We start from the raw sequence: 19,439 nt of genomic DNA, 5'->3' as shown, positions 1-19,439 counted from the left end.
CAATGAGCGAGTCCCTACAACATTTCTATCTGGATAAAGAGGAGCCAAATAAAGGTTGCCTACTTGCTTTAAGGACGATTATATTAGGGCAAGACTCGGCTGTTACGGAGACAACTAAATATGGAATGCCTTGTTTTTGTTATAAAAACAAGGCATTCTGTTACCTTTGGATGGATAAAAAAGAAATGGAACCCTATATTTTATTTGTTGAAGGCAAGTATCTGGATTATCCACAATTAGAGACGGGCACACGCTCCCGTATGAAAATATGGCGTATAGCCCCTTCTCAGGATATTGATATAGAAGCTATCTCCAAAATCCTTCAAGCTGCTCTGGATTTGTACCGCAACGGTATTATCAAAACAAGGGACAAAAATTCAAGATTACAACCATGAGTTAAATTTTTTGATAAACCAATTCTTTACAGTCTGTGTCAACAAGCAATATGCTACCAATATCGCAATCAGCCATGGGAAATAGCTCAGTGGTAGGGGCTGCATTTTCAATGCCTCAGCAAAAGGTGAGAACGGTAGTAAGATACCTATAAGCATAATCAACGAGGTCAATGCAACAACCGGTGCCGCTGCCCAACTTTGTATAAATGGAATCTTACGTGTGCGTATCATGTGGATAATCAGAGTCTGTGAAAGTAGCCCTTCTACAAACCAACCTGTTTGGAACAGCGTCTGATGTTCTGGACTATTGGCCTTGAAGACAAAGTACAATACTGCGAATGTTGCAAAGTCAAAGATGGAGCTTATCGGGCCGATGTACAGCATAAAACGTGATACCCCAGCAGCATCCCACTTACGCGGTTTCTGGATAAAATCCTCATCCATTTTGTCCCAAGGGATAGAAATCTGTGAAATATCGTATAGTAAGTTTTGGATTAGGAGGTGCATCGGTAGCATGGGCAGGAATGGCAAAAATGCACTCGCTCCCAACATACTAAACATATTACCAAAGTTGCTACTGGTAGTCATATTGATATACTTGATGATATTACCAAATGTCCGGCGGCCATAGATTACCCCTTTACGCAAGACCATCAGATCTTTTTCCAAAAGGATAATATCTGCACTTTCTTTGGCTACATCGACGGCCGTATCGACACTGATACCTACATCTGCTTCTTTTAATGCAGCCGCATCATTGATACCGTCTCCCATGAACCCTACCGTATGTCCCTTCTTGCGTAGTGCCCGAACTACCTTAACTTTTTGAAGCGGATTCAGCTTGGCAAAAACAGAAACTGATTCTACACAATTAGAAAGATTCTCATCAGACATTTCCTCCAGTTCACTACCACGTACGATACGCTGTACAGGAATCCCAATATCTTTACATATTTTCTGCGTCACTATTTCATTATCTCCTGTCACAACTTTTACCGTCACCCCCAATTTATGCAATGCCTCGATAGCTGGCTGGGCTGACGGTTTCGCGGGGTCCAAGAAGCCTATAAAACCTGTTAATGTCATTCCTTTTTCATCTTCAACACCATAGGTCAATGGATGTGAAGCATCAAACTCTTTAATGGCAACCAGTAGGACCCGTAAACCTTCATCATTCATTCTCTTAGAAGTCTGCATTACAATCTGACGCATTGCACCGTCCATAGGAATAGCTTTATCATTCTCTACGTGCAGACTCCTATCTTCTCCAGGTTCGAAAGCATAGTCACATAGCGTCAACATTTCCTCTACTGCTCCTTTACATATCAACAGATGTTTTCCTTCGGTCTTTTTTAAAATAACCGACATACGACGACGTTCAAAATCAAAGGGTATTTCGTCGACTTTTAAGTATTGCTCTTCAACTTTTAGGTAGTCATGGAGTTCCACATGTTCCAATACGGCCTTGTCCATCAGATTTTTAAGACCAGTTTGGTGATAGCTGTTCAGGTAGGCCCATTTTAACACTTCATCATCCTCCATACCGTACACATTCAGGTGTTTTTCTAGCACTATCTTATCCAGCGTCAACGTCCCGGTCTTGTCGGTGCATAATACGTCCATCGCTCCAATATTCTGTATAGCGTTTAAACGCTTTACAATAACCTTACGCTTACTCATATTGACAGCACCTTTTGCTAAATTAGCGGTAACAATCATAGGGAGCATTTCGGGGGTTAATCCCACTGCAATTGCAATTGCAAAAAGGAGTGCTTCTAACCAATCGCCCTTGACCAAACCATTGATAAGGAATATAACCGGAACCATGACGAGCATAAAGCGTATCAGCAGTAGGCTGACGTTATTAATACCTTTATCAAAACTTGTTTCTGGTCGTTCGCTTGTAATCGACTTACTGATACTGCCGAAATAAGTATAATTGCCTGTAGCCACTACCACCGCCATTGCGGCACCACTCACGACATTTGTTCCCATAAAACAAAGGTTGCGTAGTTCTATAACCTGCATATTCTCAGCATCACGTATTGGGAGATGGTGTTTTTCAACAGGAAGGGCTTCTCCCGTCAGCATACTTTCACTGATAAAAAGGTCCTTACTAGTTAAGATACGGCAATCGGCCGGAATCATATCGCCTGCCGACAGGTAAACGATATCTCCAGGAACTAACTCTACAATGGGGATTTCACGCTTTGTTTTCGATTTACGTACTACAGTAGCTGTGGTCTTCACCATTCCCTTTAGCTTCTCTGCCGCACTATTACTTCTAAACTCCTGAATAAAACGTAAAAGCACACTAAGAAATACCATAGCTAAAACTACAGTAACGGTCATGTAATCTTTCTCAGTCTGAGGAGCCAGCCATACATCAATCAAGAAAGATACAAGAGCTATCGCTAATAATATATAAATAAAGGGATTGGCAAATGCCTGAAGCAACTGTACATACCACTTGGGAGCCTTTTGATGGTGGACTTCGTTTGGACCAAATTTTGCGCGTCGATCTTCAGCTATCCGATCGGTAATACCATCTTCATTTGTTTCTAGCATGGCATATACCCATCTACTATCTTGTGCTGCTGCGTTACGTAGTTTGGTAACGGTTCCAAGATTCATTCCTATGGAACCTAAAGTGGTTTGGAGTGCATCCTTAATTCGTCTGTTCATTTTTAATGCCATAACTTCTCTCCTTATTCTAATATCGAGGTTATAAAACCAGTTAATAATCTATTTAACAGCAAACTATCGTGTTATAATTCTGACTGAGCACCAATAATCTCCCAACCCACTTTTACAACTTTTTCCTGAATAGTCAAACGACTTGCTACCCGTTCTATCAAGCTATCCTGTGGAGTCACTGCCCCGATGATAGCTGTGATTATAACATGAAACTTGTCATCGATATCGTCGCTGGACAACGATTTCAATAAAATCTTATCTTCATTGCCAAGCATCTGTACCAATGAAATCCGCAGGGCATTCTCAACATCCGTGCTACACTTAAGTCTTAGCATGTAGTCGAGCTGCTCATCTTCTGGTTTGTAAAAGCTCAAACGCCCTAAAAAAAGCCCTAGAGGTCTTAGTAGTAAATGGGTAAATATAATCGCTAGTGCGACAAGCGTCGCTTGCGGGTACAGTCCTACTCCACAGAGCGCACCTACGGCAGCTGAACACCATATTGTAGCGGCGGTATTCAATCCTTGCACCGTCCCTCCATCTTTCATGATTACTCCAGCGCCCAAAAAACCGATACCACTTACGATATAGGAAGCGACTCTTCCTGTCGCGTCGCCTGCAATGTCTGCTGCAAGCAACAAAAATGAAGCCGCCCCTAACGACACCAATGTATTAGTTCGTAGCCCAGCACTTCTTTGGCGCCATTGCCGTTCGACTCCAATTAATGCGCCTAATAGAAAAGCGACCGCTAGTCTTGTTGCAAAGTCAAGGATTCCCATTGTCTCCGTTCTTATTGTTTACGACAACAAAGATCCTATAACAAGAATAAAATGACGGTTAGAGTCTTGGTAGAAAAAGATTAGAATTTTATTAGAAAACTCTATAGATGGGGTAGTTTGAGATTAAATATTGTTCCTTCTCTTGGGGTGGAAACGACATCTATTCTTCCGTTATGCAGCCTCACTATTTTATGGGTCAGGGAGAGCCCTATCCCATTACCATCCGTAAATGTCTTGTTCTCTCCACGGAAGAAAGGAGTAAAAATACGTTCTACGTCTTCGGCAGAGATACCGATTCCATTATCTTCAAAGGTTAAAATAACGCTATGGGCATCGAAACCGATAGATACGGTACATTTATGGTCTTCGGAAAACTTACATCCATTATCTATCAGATTAGCAAATGCTACTTTAAGCAAATAGGCATTACCAAGCACAGAAATAGATGTATCATCTTCGATTTCGGCATCAAATTCTAAACCTATACGGTACGACGGTTCGGCAGTCTGTACCTGATGCAGGGCATCCAACAGTACCTCATCGATTCGAGTGGGTTTAAAGGTTATCTCCGTAGGATCGTAACTGGCTTTTGCCAAGTCAAGCAAACTGTTGGACAACTTGGTCAATCGTTTGGCATCATTCAATGCTTTTTGTATGATAAGCTTATATTCTTCGATGAGATGCTCTCTCGAAGTAGAGAGCTCGAGTTCGGCAATAATAGCGGCCAATGGCGTGCGCAATTCGTGTGCGATGTTGGATACAAAATGTTTTTGTGCATCAAATGAGCTTTCTAAACGATCCAACATATTATTGAAAGTATCAGCCAAACGCGCTAATTCGTCGCCGTTTGCTGAACTCTTAATCCTTAAATCTAGATTTGTAGCAGAGATACTTCGTGCTTGCTTGGTTATCACATTTATCGGCTCAAAGAATCGTCTAGAGAAGTACTTGCCTGCTATATAGATGACCAATAAGGAGACTATAAGCCCCATAAACATGGCTTTTAATAAGTAATCCAATTTCCGGTAGCCGTATTCGTCATAAGCAGCGGCGGTGACTATATAATCCTTGCCTTGATACGGATATAACACTCCTATTACCTGCCATTTGTCTTGATAAAAACTCAATTTCCTCTCTTTTATCAATTTCTGAAACATATTGGGTGTTTCCTTTACAAAATCAATATCCACCGCATCGTGATACAAGAGATTGTGACCTGTATCATAAATAGCTACTTCAACTTCATTTAATATCTTTCGATTATTATGGTATATATCTTGTAGGGTCTGTTTATCGACACGGGCATTAAGAAAAACATTAGCTTTGGTAACAGCCTCTTTTTCCAATAGTAGATAAAATTCCTGTTCACGATTATTTACGGATGTACGATAAACCACAAATGCAAACAGAATAAGTATAGCTCCTGTGAGCAAGGTAAAAACTAAAGTAAGTCGTGTCCGAATCTGCATCAATCATGTTTTAAGACAAACCCCATTCCTGATTTGGTGTGTATAAGTTTGACGTCAAACTTCTCATCGATCTTCTTGCGCAAATAATTGATATACACATTTATAAAATTGGTACCCGTATCAAAGTGTGTATCCCAAACCTTTTCAGCAATTTCTACCCGAGATAGTACCCTTTCAGGATTTTGTATCATATACTCCAACAGTTTGAATTCTTTGGGTGTCAAACTTATCTCAACATCTCCCCGTTTTACCACTTTTGTATGCATATTCATTTCCAGATCAGCATACTTGACAACAAATCCGGTGTTGGCCGAAGTGCGGCCATTTCTTTTCAACAGTGCGCGAACGCGAACTAAGAGCTCTCGCATTTCAAAAGGCTTCACCAGGTAATCGTCGGCTCCGGCATCAAATCCTTCGACCTTATCGTCTGTTGTGCCCAATGCGGTAAGCATAATAATAGGCACATCAGGTCTTATTTGTCGGATTTCTTTACATAAATCCAAACCATCCATTTTCGGCAATATAATATCTGTAATAATAAGCTTGTAATCGTTCTGTAGCACCAGCTTCTTTGCTGAGACTCCATCATAGGCAATCATGGAGGTGAATCCGTGTTCTGTCAAACCTCGCTGGATAAGTTCAGCTACGCGACTATCATCTTCGACAATTAGGATGTTCATATGCAAAATAATCTATCAACTTAAACCCATCTACCAAATTGATGGATACTTCATAGGCTATTAAATAGCAGCTCAAAACTAAGTAAATATATTCAATTAGTTTATTATGTATAGTTTCGGTTTTCTTTCTATCTAAAATTTTCGACGAGTGGCATTGGAAATACTTATCTTTATTCCTAGCAAATCAGGAACGTTTTCATGGACAAAATAACCTCTAAAACCGTTGTAAATGACATCGTAATGAAATCACTTGAAATCCTGAAAATCAAGGGGCAAGATGAATTTCTTACGGCATTACATAACGAGCTGTTGAAAAAGAAAATAAGATTTCCGCTATTGGAATTTGCCGCTGCACGAATCATGGATGCGGTACCGCTGGCGCAACAAATAGAACTCATAGACCCTATCATCGAACTTCGTACAATTGGTAGCCAGGTACTCGCAGGTATTGCTTTACAGCGACGCCTAGGGGTTGATTTTGAAGGCTCGATAGCGAAAGCCTGTAGTTATATCCAATATGGTAACGAGTGGTACGTGTGCGACATTATCGGCGAACGTGTACTGGGCTATGCTTTATTGACTAAGCCAGAAGATACGACCCCTATTCTAAAGCGACTTGCCAAGCATGAAGATAAATGGATTGTCCGAACAGTAGGTGTAGCGACGCACTATGCGGTAAAAAAAGGGTTGGATAAGCATTTTGTTGAATCTGTTTTTCAGATTTTGTTAACCTGTACTAATACCACCGATTTTCATACGAAAAAGGGCATTGGTTGGGGTGCTAAAACCGTAGCACGATTTCACCCGGATATCATTTCTAGGTATACGTCCCAAATCGTGGATCCAACGACGAAGCAATGGTTTCGTACGAAAATCAATATAGGCCTCCTCCGCAATAAAAAGTCATGACACAGCGTATTTTAGCAAAAAGTATTCTCAACAAAACCAAACAAAGAGATCCTTGGTTTTTGGACGATTATACCCTTAATCCCTATAGTAGCTGTTCATTCAATTGTCTCTATTGTTATACTAGAGGGAGTAAGTACGGCGTAAATATGGCGGAGAAGCTGAGTATCAAGTCCAATGCTGTCGAGCTATTGGACCGTGAATTGGCATTGAGGGCGCGTAAAAAGCAATATGGGATAATTGTACTTTCTTCGGCTACGGACCCTTATCTCCATGTTGAAGCTTCTGAACAATTGACCAGACGACTCTTAGAAGTAATTCATAGTCATCGCTTTCCTGTACACATACTCACCAAGTCTGACTTGGTACTCCGGGATTTAGACTTGCTAAAAGCTATAGACAGCGATGCTATCCTGCCTGAAGATTTACAGGGTAAGTTATCGCATAAAGCATTTTTAAGTTTTTCCTTTTCGACCCTTGATGACGCTGTAGCACGTATCTTTGAACCAGGAGCTACAGCTCCTTCTCTACGGCTATCGAGTATAGCAACAGCACGCAAACAAGGGTTACATTGTGGCGTAAGCCTTATGCCCCTGCTTCCTTTTATTTCCGATACAACCGAACAGCTTGACTTAATGTTTGAAACTTTCAAAGCACTAGATATCTCCTATATTTTTCCTGCAACGCTGACATTACATGGTCATAACTTGTCGGACAGTAAACCTCTTTTGTTGAGAGCCATTGCTAAACACTATCCAGAGCTCCTATCCAAATACGAACGATACTTTGCTAATGATACGCATATGCCCTTATATTACCGCAAAGCCTTTTCAAATAAAATGAAAGCGCTCTGCCGGGATTATCAATTGCCAAATACACTTTTGGGTTAAGATAATCGCTCTTATTATTAGCCCTGATATTCATATTGGGTTGTAAGAAATCAGAAGAGAAATTTCTCAGCTTTAATCACTTTTTCAGACCATGACTTTATAAGTTGGATCTTCGATAATATTTACATCAATGACTCCTTCTGCATTTTTCAACAAACGCCTACAGTCTTCACTGAGATGTCGTAGACGGAGGATTTTGCCCTGTTGTTGGTATTTTTCAGTGAGTTTATGGAGCGCATTAATTCCAGACATGTCGACCACTTTACTTTCCTTAAAATCTATCACAACTTCGGTCGGATCATTGAGCACATCAAACTTTTCGGCAAAGGCCGTTGTAGAGCCGAAGAATAAAGGTCCCCTGATTTCATAATACTTTACCCCTGCTTCGTCTGTATATTTTCGCGCTCGAATTCGCTTTGCATTATCCCAGGCAAACACCAGTGCAGATACAACCACACCCGCCAATACCGCTAAGGCTAAATTATGAAGTACAACGGTTATCGCAGCGACTAGGATGCCAACAAAAATATCTGATTTTGGAAATTTATTAACAATTCGAAAGCTTACCCATTGAAAAGTTTGGATAGCTACCATCATCATCACGCCTACCAATGCCGCCATAGGTATCTGTTCGATGAACGGGGCGCCAACTAATATCACAAGTAAGATGGTAATAGCTCCTATAAACGCAGACAATCGGGTCCGTGCCCCTGCTCCAATGTTGACCAAGGTCTGTGCTACCATGGCACATCCCCCCATACCTCCAAAGAAACCATTTGTAATATTGGCTACACCTTGTGCTACCGCTTCCTTATTTGACTTCCCTTTGGTATTGGTAATTTCGTCTACCATATTGAGGGTCAAAAGCGATTCTATTAATCCTACCCCGGCCATCACCAAGGCATATGGAAAGATAATCTGAAGGGTCTCTATGGTAAATGGAACAACGGGAATATGAAATGAAGGTAACGAACCACTGACAGATGCGATGTCACTTACCTTTTTTGTATCTATATTGAACAGGAATACCAGCGCAAACACCAGTAGTATAGCTACTAAAGAGGCCGGAATGACCTTGGTCACCTTAGGCCACAGCAAGACGATAACTATTGTCAGGAGGGTCAAAGCAGCCATCCAATATAAAGGAATTCCCTGCATCCAAGTGGTGGCTCCATTCTCGATGATTTTAAACTGGGCTACCTGAGCCATGAATATAATCACCGCTAGACCATTAAGAAAACCATACATCACAGGTTGAGGTATCAACCTCACAAATTTACCAAGCTTAAATAACCCTACTAATAGCTGGAAGATTCCACCCAAAATAACCGCTGCAAATAAATACTCGACACCGTGTGACGATGCTAGAGCTATTAATACCACTACCGTAGCCCCCGCCCCGCCGGAGACCATACCTGGCCTACCACCTATAATAGACGTCACTAGTCCCATCAAAAACGCGGCATAAAGTCCTGTGAGTGGTGAGAGGCCGGCTAATATTGCAAATGATAACGATTCGGGAATCATAGTCATTGCTACGGTGAGACCTGCTAAAATTTCATTTCTATAGTTGATTGGCTGTCTGACACCAAAAACACCTAATATTCCCTGCATATAACTTAAACTAAAAACGTAAACCTATACGGATATAGGGTAATACGGCTTCTTTAGAGATTCCCCAAGCAGCCTGTATCAACATCAGATCGGCGGGGATAAAATATAGCCCCCCTCCATAGCCTTGGTGCCATGTCTGTGATTGCACTTGCGACATCCATACTCTCCCTACATCATAAAACCCGACTAGACCTACAGTGCCAGGAACGAGATACGAATCATAACTAAATAGCTTGGCACGCATTTCTAGGTTATTATAGACCATCGTCTTACCTGTAAAGCGTCTCGAATTGAAACCTCGAAGACTACCTTCTCCGCCAAGCTGCACATGCTGAAAAAAATAAGGATCTCCCCATACCGCATCCAACCCTGTACGGTTTGCCAGGGTTACCGCATCTTTTCTAAAAGTATGATAAATACTAAATGCAGTATTCAGATAGGTGTGTTGTTTGCTCGCTCCTCCTATTTCAGATTCCCAACTTACTTTAGCAAAAGCATGAAATCCACTTTTTGTATTCTCTACATTATCCCTACCGTCGTAGTCTATCCCTACCTTAGCACCGGTAAAAAACATACTGCCATACAGTTTTTCTGTTGGCATTTGCTGTTGAAAGTCTGCTAAAAAACGACCTTGGTTATTACCCTCTGATGCATTGAAAAAAGTGGATGTGGAACCGTACCCCAAACGTATCTTATCGGATATTGGATGCAGCAGTGCAATATCTGCATCGACTACATCGTACCTGTTACGGTAGTAGTGTATTCCTTTTCCTTCGCCTTTTTCATATACGGTATTATTACCATATCCAAAAAAGTTGGCTAAGTTCCAAGGCCCTTGGGAAGCTATATCGACGTATAAATCCTGTTTTTTCCAAACAGATTTTGCAATACCTTGGTAACTGAACAGAAAAGACTCTCTGCCTGTCAGGTAGCTGGCTTTAAAAATGTGTTTAATCGCAAATGGGGATTTCCGGAAGCCTTGATTTTCGATGATATAGCCAGCTCCTAATATCAACCCGCGATCGATACCATAGTTGAGATCCACGAGCACGCCTTTGCGGTCATACACAAACGCATTGTAATCGTAAGCATGGATCGCAGTATCTTTGCTAAGTCTATGTCTTAATCCTAAATCCCGAGGGATAGTATTTGAGACCGTATCTTTATCCTCGTAGAGGTATAGCTTTTTTTTATTTGGGAAAGTGCTGGATACAGTATAGTCATCACTTCCATCTCCACCTATTAAACGTACTTTAATAGGCGAAGTTGCTTTTCCCTCGATATGATAACTATCCGTTCCTCCAATTCCGTAAATACGTAGTTCTCTAGTCTCGTGGGGAAAAAAATCACGATCTACAAGCGTTCTGCCCTTTGTGCCGTCCTTTTTTTTATTATTTACTTTTAACGAGACTACACCATCTTTTTTGTAGTCTAGCTTTACAAACTCATTTTTCGCTGACAATGGAATATCTACTACGCGAGCTAAGGCTTTGTAATAATCTATTCCTGTACGAGACATCTCATCTCTTCGGGAACGGATATTATGAACTAATTCATTGGCACTTAACTTTACGATCGTATCGGGCATTGCCAACATTGCATTCTCAATCAAAGAATCTGTAAGCGTCTGTTGTACAAATCTTATTTCGCTTTCCCATTCGGACCGATCTAATCGGTTCAGAAAGAAACGATCAAAGTGTCGTGCATTGAAATTCCAATGGGATATATTGCGAATATGCGGACCGAATGGCTGTAGATGTGCTTTCAACCATTGATGGGAAAGCAATACGGGAAAAACTCCAGAGGTCTTGTAGTATACTTTGTCCCTATCTCTCGGCACTGGGGTATATGTCTTTTTACCTTCTTCCTTTTCGGGATCCCACCGCCAATTATCCTCATGTCGATCCCAATCTCCAAGAATCATATCCAATAAGCGAGCTCGTAAAGTAAGTTTCTGTTCAACCTGTGTATCGTTGTCTTCCAATAACTTGCGGATAACTTTCTCTGTATTATCCGTTTTCTCACTTTCGAACGGCATCCGTGGTTCAAAAATATAGGTTCTATTCTTAAACAGCTCTCTATATTCTCCTAATCTTTCGTCATCGCCTACATATACTAATTCTGGTTTTGCATGTGGAATACCTAATGCTTCATTAAAAGGTGGGACCGTCAATGCACCAAAAGGATGTGTAATGGAAATCTGGTCTTGAACGATATCTTTTACTATGGTTTTTCTAAGATTTTCGGGGAGACTCCGTTCGGGATATTTTTGAATGGAACGCAATACCCATTCTCGTCCTTTGGGATCTACCATCCGTAAAGATTGGGTCTGCATCCCTCCACCTAATTTTACAATCTGCAATCCACCTCGTTCAGTACTCAAATCCATCACACGCATCTTTACAGGTGTGTTGTATAGTTTTCTGTAACTATCACCAAACCAAAAGCGACGAACAGGGCCAACTTTATCATATTCAGGCGCTATCAATGCGCTTGTACTATCCGCCTTCTGTGCATATAGGCTTAATGAAAGCTGCGATATTATACAAAACAACCACATTCCCCACTGAACGAATTTGCGGCTTAATATTGTCATTCCTCTACTACCTTGCATATCTTTTGTATTTTATCATACCCTCTATTCATCATGATATTACGTTGACACGCAAAGCGCGTAAACCACTGACGCCTTGAAGCTCTTCTAACACCAATTCTTCGACATGAGCCTCAATTAGTCCTTGGTTAGCGACAGAAAGGAGGTCCTCTATCAAAATAGAAACTTCAGCTTCCCCCTGTACGACGACCGCTATTTTGCCAGGCTGAACGAGTCTTTCTTTTGTACCCCGAACCAATACTTTGTCGATTCGCTTTTTTATCATCTGATAGCGGATATTGTATCCTCCTTCGACATCGAATCGCCTTTCGTCATCTCTAAACGAAATATCGATTGCTTTGGGGTGGACAAAAATAAGTTGGGTAGTATCCATATTAACCTGCAGTGTATCTTGCATCTGAGCAATCTGCCGACAAATATGCGCCATGGATATAATCTGTTGCTGCCGAAATAACCTTAAGATCGCAGGATTAAATTCTATGGACGGAGAAATAGACTGTCCTACATAAAAGTCATATTCGATCCCGTCTGTTCTAAACTTTTCAAAATAAGAAGGAAACTTTGATTGGATAAAATCATTTAACTGCCCTATATTTTTGCCGATGACTGTATTTACAGCCTGTAGCGATGTTTCGAAAGCATCTTGGTAATAATTGGTGCCTAGGTATTCAGCATATACTTTGATCTGTCTATCGAGTTCGGCATCCAACCACGTTAATGTTAAGATAAAGGTCGGAACCTCTTCTTGAAAAAAAGCTGTGATATCGTGCATGTGTTCGACTCTATTATCTGTAGCCAGCCAAGTTTCTACCTTAGCCACCTTTCTATTAAAACTGTTCAAGGCTGCTGCGTCAGGATAACTCCCCGCAGGCAAGTAACTCATGAGTTTTACTAACCTATCCAGATGACGCTTATTATCTTTTCTAAAGGCTAAATTGCGAAGAATGGTCGAATCCTTAATATCAACTCCACCGTATAAAGGATACACATCAGCAAACGTGATTCGTTCTAAGTTTAGGTGTTCATTTTGACTTTCATCGTCTTTAAGAAACTTGGCTGCAGCTTGGTTGAATCGCCACTGCACCGCTGGTTGCAGGGCAGTGTAATGCTCTAATATAACGGTCTCTAGCTTGTTTTTGAACCGTAGGCGAAGGTCGTAGCCTAATAGTGTCAACACTGGAAACAAAGGTGACAATCGCGTTAAAATAGATGGTGTCAACTGGGAATCACCACGCGTATACAACTCTAGAAAACCGACAAGTTCTCCTTGATGCTTGAGCGGAAAGCAGACATAACTATGTATTCCCAAAGATTCTATCTTCGCTACAAAATACTCGTGCTGTGTATCAAAATCGGGATTTATATTATAGGCTAAGACAAATGGCGCCTCTAAATATTTAAAGATGTGCTCTTCAATATTATCTAAATTGCCATCGATATAGTCATTAAAAAGCAGGTAATTCTTAGCTACACCTTCTTTGAGAATAGGCACACCGTTAAGATACAAAATGGGAAAAAGGGAACAATTTACATCTTGCTTATCAAGTACACTTTTAATTTTGTCCAAAAGACTATTTATAAAATCAGTGCGTGTGTATTGGGTAAAATCCGCAATCATCTCCTGAATCCGATCTATCACAAAATCAACCGTTGCATCTGTAAACTGCAGCATGGAAAACCCATCAAAAATAAAGTTGTCCAAATGTATACTTTCCAACAGAGGTTGAATATTTGCCTCTTCCAACATCTCCCGATTATTTATACAAGAAAAGTCTATTTTTGGCAGTCCTGCTTTTGGCCGTACTGAAACATAGCTAAAATCGATAGCTAGTTGTACGTATTTCTTTATTCCTGATTCATCAACATACTCGTAGATATGGGGAGTGCCTGTCATAGGGATTCCATAGAGTCGATCAAGTACTAATTCGTACATGATATTATCGGTAAAAATAGCGTCTTTGCAAAATAATTTGGAGTTGTTATCGATGACAGGCTGTAGCGATTTTTCCAACAAACTATACATCGGCGCTGTCCCTGCAAATAAAACGGATGGGATAGGCGTAGATAGCCCCCATGCAATGGTCTTGCGTTCAGCCAAATTATTTACCCAGCCAAATATCAGTTGAAATGCTTCTAAAAATTCGGGAGCAGTGTCTAAGGACAGTTTTCCTTTGCGTCGTTCCATCTCTTCAATACGGTCTACCACCATCTGGGTTATCCCATCAGTGACCGTATCTGTCTCATCGAAGGTTCTCAAGCAATTGTAAAAATTAGATAATGACAATCCGCCTTCCTGTTCTGTTACAGCAGTTAATTTATTTATATAGACATTTTTTGTCTTTATCATTCTTATTTTTTCGGTTTTATCCTATAAATATTGGCTTCTGCCTTATTTCCCGCTTCACTAGATATATATAAGTTCAACTCTTCGTCGAATGTCAGTCCTTCAGGTTGTTCGAATGCACTTCGTTCGAAACGGATTACCTGCTGAACGCCAAAATCGCTATTGGTGACAATAAGCGCTTTATCTACAGAGGAGATAATATACCACTCTTCCTTTGTGGGGTGTTTGGCCATTGCCGAAGCTTTGAAAGATTTGCCCATTGTGTTGTCCAACTTCCTTATTTCTTGATTTTGTATCGCAAATGTTTTTTCTAGTAATAACTCTCCGTCAGAAGATAGGCTGAGCACATACCCTGTTGTCGTTTTTGCCTTCTTATCCTCTTTACAGCTTTTACAAAGCAGGTATAACTTATTCGTTTGAAAATCATAGGCCATCGATTCATACTCACCATTTGGCAATAAAGCGACATGCTGCTTCACGTTCGAGTTGTCGGTCGCCCCTATCGGAAAGCTATAAATATCACCATTGCTTTTCAATACAAAGAACCGCTTCCCATCACTGGCAATTCCTTCATAATCGCCACGGCCAGCAAATTTGAACTGATTTGTAACTTCCCCTTTAAGGAGATCAAATGTAAACAGAATGCCCTCTTCATCCTGCACCGCAAAAATCGTATTGGGAAAAGCCGTTAAATAGGTGATCCCAGAGACTTCATCCAATGCTGCCGGCATCGTAAAGGCTTCAGCCGAAGTCAACGTATAAGAAAACTGGCTGGTATCTGACTCAATGATAGTTTCTTCCTGCTTAGATAGGTTGAAATTGCAGGCCCAAAGGCTATTAATAACAATTCCGAAAACTAGGCATAAAAGGGGCTTTAATCCCTTCATGGGGCTCTTTAAGTTATTTGTCATCATATCTCTAGTAGGTTATTATTGCTATAAAAAAAGCAATGACTGATAAAACTAAACCAAACATAAATATGCCGTAAGCATAACGAAGTAACCTGTATTTTCGTCCCAGCACTACCCCTTGAGAATATACATCTTTGGTCATCATCCCATATAAAAAACCACTATCTTCCATTACCTGTTCCATTCCAGATTTATAGGCATCAAAAGGCATTTTAAAAAAATTACCAAAAAACAACAAGTTAACCGTCTTATTCTGAACTTCTTCTTCTTTGAAGAAACCACTGGGAATCTTTGGTATCGTTGCCAATATAGCCAGTACCATAGTAATGACCACAGCTGTCATTAGGATGAACGTCGGTATAATGAGATGCTCGTTGCTATCCAATTTTCGTAATAGACCTGCTGCAACAACAGATAGAATAATTGAGTTGACCGTCAACAATATATTCGCTTTATTGTCGGCCATATCACTCAATCGTTGATTATTCGAAGACGTAATCCGAAACATAGTTTCAATTCCTCGCTCAGGTCTTGGTGTTTTTCCTCCCACTTTAATTGGCTTTTGCCTAGAGACAGCTTCTCCTTTGGTCTTACTATTTTTCTCCAATAAAGCATTCAAATTCTCCTTCTTTATATTTTCTCGCCTTTCCTGTGCATACTTAGTATGATAATGGTGATTTTCCATTAGTCTTATCGTGTGCGCTCTCCAGAGATTTTTATCTATTTCTTCTCCTTTGACCATTTCGGCTTCTTTACGCATTAGCTTATTGCGTTCAGCGAAATTAACTCCTCCCAAATGGAACAGGTCGGCATCACATACAATCTGCTGTAACAGGCCTTCGGGATGTTGTGGCATCTTAGTCACCAAGATACAGGCGATCACCTGCTGACGAATATCTTCTTCAGCGTTCACTTCTTTCAGAAACTCGTCTGCAAAATCAGCACTACGCTCTTCATGTTGATCGGCTCCTCCCGTAACATAACCTATATCGTGAAAATAGGCCGAACAGATAACAATAAAGCGATCTTTTGGTGATAACATGTAGTAATCTGCCATCTCTCGTACAGCCGCTACTACATCTAACACATGGGTCTCGTCGTGAAAACAGTACGCCACATCTTCTGTAGAATGTCGTACATTTTTTTTGATAAAGTAAGGTATCTGTGCTATAATATGATCATATTCCATAAGTATTCTTCTTAAAGCCACCTCTAGAATAATTGAATAGACCTATCAAATACTTCCACGAGGTATAAAACAAGTATAAAATAAGCACAAAAAGTCCAAAGAACAAAAAATAGTATCTAGTTTAAATAAATGTTTCAAACGCGGTTACACACGTTTCAGTATGAAATATTTTCGTCTGACTCGGAAACAGCAGGGAAGCTGAACGACAGCACCGTATATTTGAAACAACAGTACAATAACTTGGCTTTGGAAGTGAATTAACTTTTATCGGCTTTAAGTGGGTTTATACAGGTTTTTTATGGATTTTTGTAGACAAGAAACGAATTGATAGCAAAGATATTGAAGAGCAAATTTAAAGTAATCAATCATACAGCTTCTCACAAGGATGCTTTCTTTACCGATATGGGCAAACGGATTCTCATTGCTACATCGGCATTCTTTCTATACAATATCGTGTCTTACATCATAGATCCTTTGTCTGACTATTGGCAAAACTATTTTCAACACGGATGGAAATATCTGTTAGCAGATTGTATTATTTCATTTTTGTTTTGTTTTTCCGTATCCGAGGCCAGTATCGTAATCGGAAGAAGATTAAACAACTTTGTATCCTGGAAAGACAATCCCGTAAAAAGACTAGTTATCGAATCCAGTGTAATTTTAGTGACCGTGCTGATACTTCTTTACATTCAAACCTTATTCTTTATCACTTTTTTAGAAGATGAACAGACTGCGGATATGCCTCTTACCGTGGAAGATACAATAGAAGGAATTCGCTGGTTGGTGGTCAGTCTAATCATTTCTTTTGTGATTATGGCGATCAACACGGGGGATTATCTTATTGCAAGTTGGAAAAATGCAGCTTTAACCGCAGTAGAACTGAATCAGCTCGCTGTAGAAGCCGAATTGCAATCCTTGAAACTACAGTTGGACCCTCATTTTGTGTTCAACAATCTCAGTGTATTGTCGGAACTTATATTAACGGATCAACAACTGGGACACGAATACGCCGAAAATTTCACCAAGCTGTATCGTTATTTACTCGTTCACTCCAAAAAGAATCTAGTTCAACTTGAGGAGGAAATCAAGTTTCTCAACGCTTATATATTTTTACTGGAACAACGTATTGGAGAAGGTGTCAGCTTCGAAACAGATATCGATAAAACCTATAATCAACTCTATATCCCTCCTATGACGCTGCAGATGTTGGTAGAAAATGCGTTGAAACATAATAAGACTCTTCGCAAAGCCCCGCTCATCATCCGGATATACTCCAACGACCAAGAATGTATCGTTGTTGAGAATAGTCGACGACCTATCGAGACTGTCGCACTTTCATCGGGAATAGGCATATCTAATATCGTTCGACGTTACAAACTATTGAACGCTACGCCACCCCATATCGAATCTAATGACCAAATATTCAGCGTCACTGTACCGTTATTAAAACAAACTGTATGAACATCTTAATCATTGAAGACGAAAAGCCTAATGCAGAAAGGTTAAAGCGGTTGATTCATGAAATCAGACCGCAAGCTGTTGTTCTTGAAGTACTGGAAAGCATCGTTGATAGTGTGGCATGGCTATCCAACAACCCATTCCCAAACGTCATAATGATGGACATAAAGCTTTCAGACGGCTTAAGTTTTGAAATCTTCAATCAGATCAAGATAGACGTCCCTATTATCTTTGTGACGGCATATGATGAATATGCCATCAAAGCCTTTAAGCAATACAGTGTAGACTATTTGCTAAAGCCGGTAGACCGGGACGAACTCGTAGCAGCTTTTGAAAAGCTAGATTATATCACCGCTGGTTCGGACCGACAATCTTTTGAAAAATTACTCTCGGTTTTTCATCCAAAAGAATACCGTACCCGATTCTTGGTTCCTTATAGAGACGAATTCAAAACAGTTATGGCCGACGACATACAGTATTTTTCTTCCGAATCACGAATTACCAAAGCTACACTCACTGACAACAGCGAGGTTATTCTCCCCCAGACCTTGGACGAATTAGAAAAACAATTGGATCCTAAATTGTTCTTTCGTGCAAACCGTCAATACATCGTACATATTAATTCGATAGGACGCATCTTCAACTACTTCAATTCAAAGTTGAAAATTGTTTTGAAACGGGATAGCAATGTTGAAATCATTGTCAGCAGAGAGAAAGCACCGCAACTCAAAACTTGGTTAGGTTACTAATCACCTCCATTTCAGTCTGCATTTTCTACGCTTCAGTAAGATAATAACATTATCACATCAAACGTCTACGTTTATTTGCATCCTTAAAATACAAAGAAGTAGAATCTATGATGACAATGAATCACGTAAAAACCGCTTTAATTTTTACATCGGCAATCGCTCTGTTCATGACCTCTTGTGGACAATCAGCATCAGAGCAAAATGATGAAGCATTGCCTGCTGTAGAAACGGATTTCATCCGCCTTGAAGTAGAGAATGTAAATACCCATAAAGAGTATCCAGGAGCCATTGAGGGAATCGTAAATATCGAAATCAAACCACAGGTTACAGGTTATCTGTCCGAAGTCCTCGTCCAAGAGGGAGATTTTGTTCAGAAGGGACAGACGCTCTTCCGTATCAGTCTGGAGTTGCTACCTTTAATGCGAGACAGATTTAATAAGTAATTATAAATTTGTAGAGATGCATAGAAAATTTGATGATTCATTTAAGATAATGGCGGTCGATTTGAGCGTTGTTAAAGGTTCAGTAGCAGAAGTTGCAGGCGAATTGGATATTGATCCCAGTTTACTTAGTAAATGGCGCAGGAACCCACGTTACAATGGTAATAAGGTTCTCCCGGACAATCCTAAGATAAGCCCCGAGGAACAGGAACTGAGGGTTTTGCGTAAGCGACTTAAAGATGCGGAGTTAGAGCGTGATATTCTAAAAAAGGCCATAGCCATCTTCTCCAAGGGAGACGGTCCATAT

16 protein-coding genes are annotated in these 19,439 nt (G+C 40.4%); 7 read left to right on the top strand and 9 right to left on the bottom strand.

The genetic code is table 11. From position 1 onward, the window contains the following. The first annotated feature begins 2 nt into the window (after positions 1 to 2). The gene (locus B5X76_RS14560; protein WP_079644116.1) at positions 3 to 395 is read left to right on the top strand and encodes a DUF1801 domain-containing protein; all 393 of its coding nucleotides are present in this window, start codon (positions 3 to 5) and stop codon (positions 393 to 395) included. Here B5X76_RS14560 and mgtA read toward each other — a convergent pair. From mgtA to B5X76_RS14540, 4 genes are all read right to left on the bottom strand, one after another. Beyond that, a complete protein-coding gene (gene mgtA, locus B5X76_RS14555; RefSeq protein ID WP_079644325.1) occupies positions 384 to 3,080 on the bottom strand; it encodes a magnesium-translocating P-type ATPase in 2,697 nt (898 codons plus the stop codon). The genes B5X76_RS14560 and mgtA overlap by 12 nt on opposite strands. A gap of 83 nt (positions 3,081 to 3,163) precedes the next feature. Continuing rightward, on the bottom strand, positions 3,164 to 3,868 hold the full coding sequence (locus B5X76_RS14550; protein ID WP_079644114.1) for an MgtC/SapB family protein: 705 nt from the start codon (positions 3,866 to 3,868) through the stop codon (positions 3,164 to 3,166). A 101-nt stretch (positions 3,869 to 3,969) separates the two neighbouring features. Then, positions 3,970 to 5,337, bottom strand: a complete 1,368-nt coding sequence (locus tag B5X76_RS14545) for a sensor histidine kinase (protein WP_079644112.1) — start codon at positions 5,335 to 5,337, stop codon at positions 3,970 to 3,972. Next, positions 5,337 to 6,017: a response regulator transcription factor gene (locus tag B5X76_RS14540; RefSeq protein ID WP_079644110.1), complete on the bottom strand. Its 681-nt coding sequence runs from the start codon at positions 6,015 to 6,017 to the stop codon at positions 5,337 to 5,339. The genes B5X76_RS14545 and B5X76_RS14540 overlap by 1 nt, the downstream gene beginning before the upstream one ends. 240 nt (positions 6,018 to 6,257) lie before the next feature. Here B5X76_RS14540 and B5X76_RS14535 point away from each other — a divergent pair, with 240 nt between their 5' ends. Together B5X76_RS14535 and B5X76_RS14530 are read left to right on the top strand one after the other, a co-directional pair. Then, positions 6,258 to 6,926, top strand: a complete 669-nt coding sequence (locus tag B5X76_RS14535; protein WP_139375329.1) for a DNA alkylation repair protein — start codon at positions 6,258 to 6,260, stop codon at positions 6,924 to 6,926. Beyond that, complete coding sequence (locus B5X76_RS14530; protein WP_079644107.1) at positions 6,923 to 7,813, top strand: SPL family radical SAM protein; 891 nt, start codon at positions 6,923 to 6,925, stop codon at positions 7,811 to 7,813. Before B5X76_RS14535 ends, B5X76_RS14530 begins: the two co-directional genes overlap by 4 nt. Positions 7,814 to 7,897: 84 nt before the next feature. On the opposite strand, the gene B5X76_RS14525 is transcribed toward B5X76_RS14530, so the two are convergent. From B5X76_RS14525 to B5X76_RS14505, 5 genes are read right to left on the bottom strand one after another with little or no spacing between them, the layout of a single operon-like run. Further along, the gene (locus B5X76_RS14525) at positions 7,898 to 9,427 is read right to left on the bottom strand and encodes a SulP family inorganic anion transporter (protein WP_079644105.1); all 1,530 of its coding nucleotides are present in this window, start codon (positions 9,425 to 9,427) and stop codon (positions 7,898 to 7,900) included. 10 nt (positions 9,428 to 9,437) lie between these two features. Beyond that, complete coding sequence (locus B5X76_RS14520; protein WP_079644103.1) at positions 9,438 to 12,041, bottom strand: BamA/TamA family outer membrane protein; 2,604 nt, start codon at positions 12,039 to 12,041, stop codon at positions 9,438 to 9,440. 31 nt (positions 12,042 to 12,072) lie between these two features. Then, positions 12,073 to 14,388, bottom strand: a complete 2,316-nt coding sequence (locus tag B5X76_RS14515) for a GAF domain-containing protein (RefSeq protein WP_079644101.1) — start codon at positions 14,386 to 14,388, stop codon at positions 12,073 to 12,075. A gap of 2 nt (positions 14,389 to 14,390) precedes the next feature. Then, the gene (locus B5X76_RS14510) at positions 14,391 to 15,299 is read right to left on the bottom strand and encodes an SdiA-regulated domain-containing protein (RefSeq protein WP_079644099.1); all 909 of its coding nucleotides are present in this window, start codon (positions 15,297 to 15,299) and stop codon (positions 14,391 to 14,393) included. A gap of 4 nt (positions 15,300 to 15,303) precedes the next feature. After that, entirely contained in the window at positions 15,304 to 16,485 is a 1,182-nt protein-coding gene (locus B5X76_RS14505; protein WP_079644098.1) for a Pycsar system effector family protein, read from the bottom strand. 339 nt (positions 16,486 to 16,824) lie between these two features. Here B5X76_RS14505 and B5X76_RS14500 point away from each other — a divergent pair, with 339 nt between their 5' ends. The 4 genes from B5X76_RS14500 to B5X76_RS14485 all read left to right on the top strand — a co-directional run. Then, positions 16,825 to 17,946 carry a sensor histidine kinase gene (locus B5X76_RS14500; protein ID WP_245801053.1) on the top strand — a complete coding sequence of 374 codons (1,122 nt, stop codon included), beginning with the start codon at positions 16,825 to 16,827 and terminating at the stop codon, positions 17,944 to 17,946. Beyond that, positions 17,943 to 18,692 carry a LytR/AlgR family response regulator transcription factor gene (locus B5X76_RS14495; protein ID WP_079644096.1) on the top strand — a complete coding sequence of 250 codons (750 nt, stop codon included), beginning with the start codon at positions 17,943 to 17,945 and terminating at the stop codon, positions 18,690 to 18,692. Before B5X76_RS14500 ends, B5X76_RS14495 begins: the two co-directional genes overlap by 4 nt. A 116-nt stretch (positions 18,693 to 18,808) precedes the next feature. Beyond that, complete coding sequence (locus tag B5X76_RS14490; protein ID WP_245801052.1) at positions 18,809 to 19,135, top strand: biotin/lipoyl-binding protein; 327 nt, start codon at positions 18,809 to 18,811, stop codon at positions 19,133 to 19,135. Positions 19,136 to 19,151: 16 nt separating this feature from the next. Continuing rightward, on the top strand, positions 19,152 to 19,439 hold a 288-nt coding region (locus B5X76_RS14485), incomplete at its 3' end, for a transposase (protein ID WP_139375176.1).

Source organism: Sphingobacterium nematocida (genome assembly GCF_900168125.1).
Taxonomy (GTDB): Bacteria; Bacteroidota; Bacteroidia; order Sphingobacteriales; family Sphingobacteriaceae; genus Sphingobacterium; species Sphingobacterium nematocida.
Note: the sequence above shows the minus strand (reverse complement) of the source record. Positions and strands in the feature narration are given on the sequence as shown.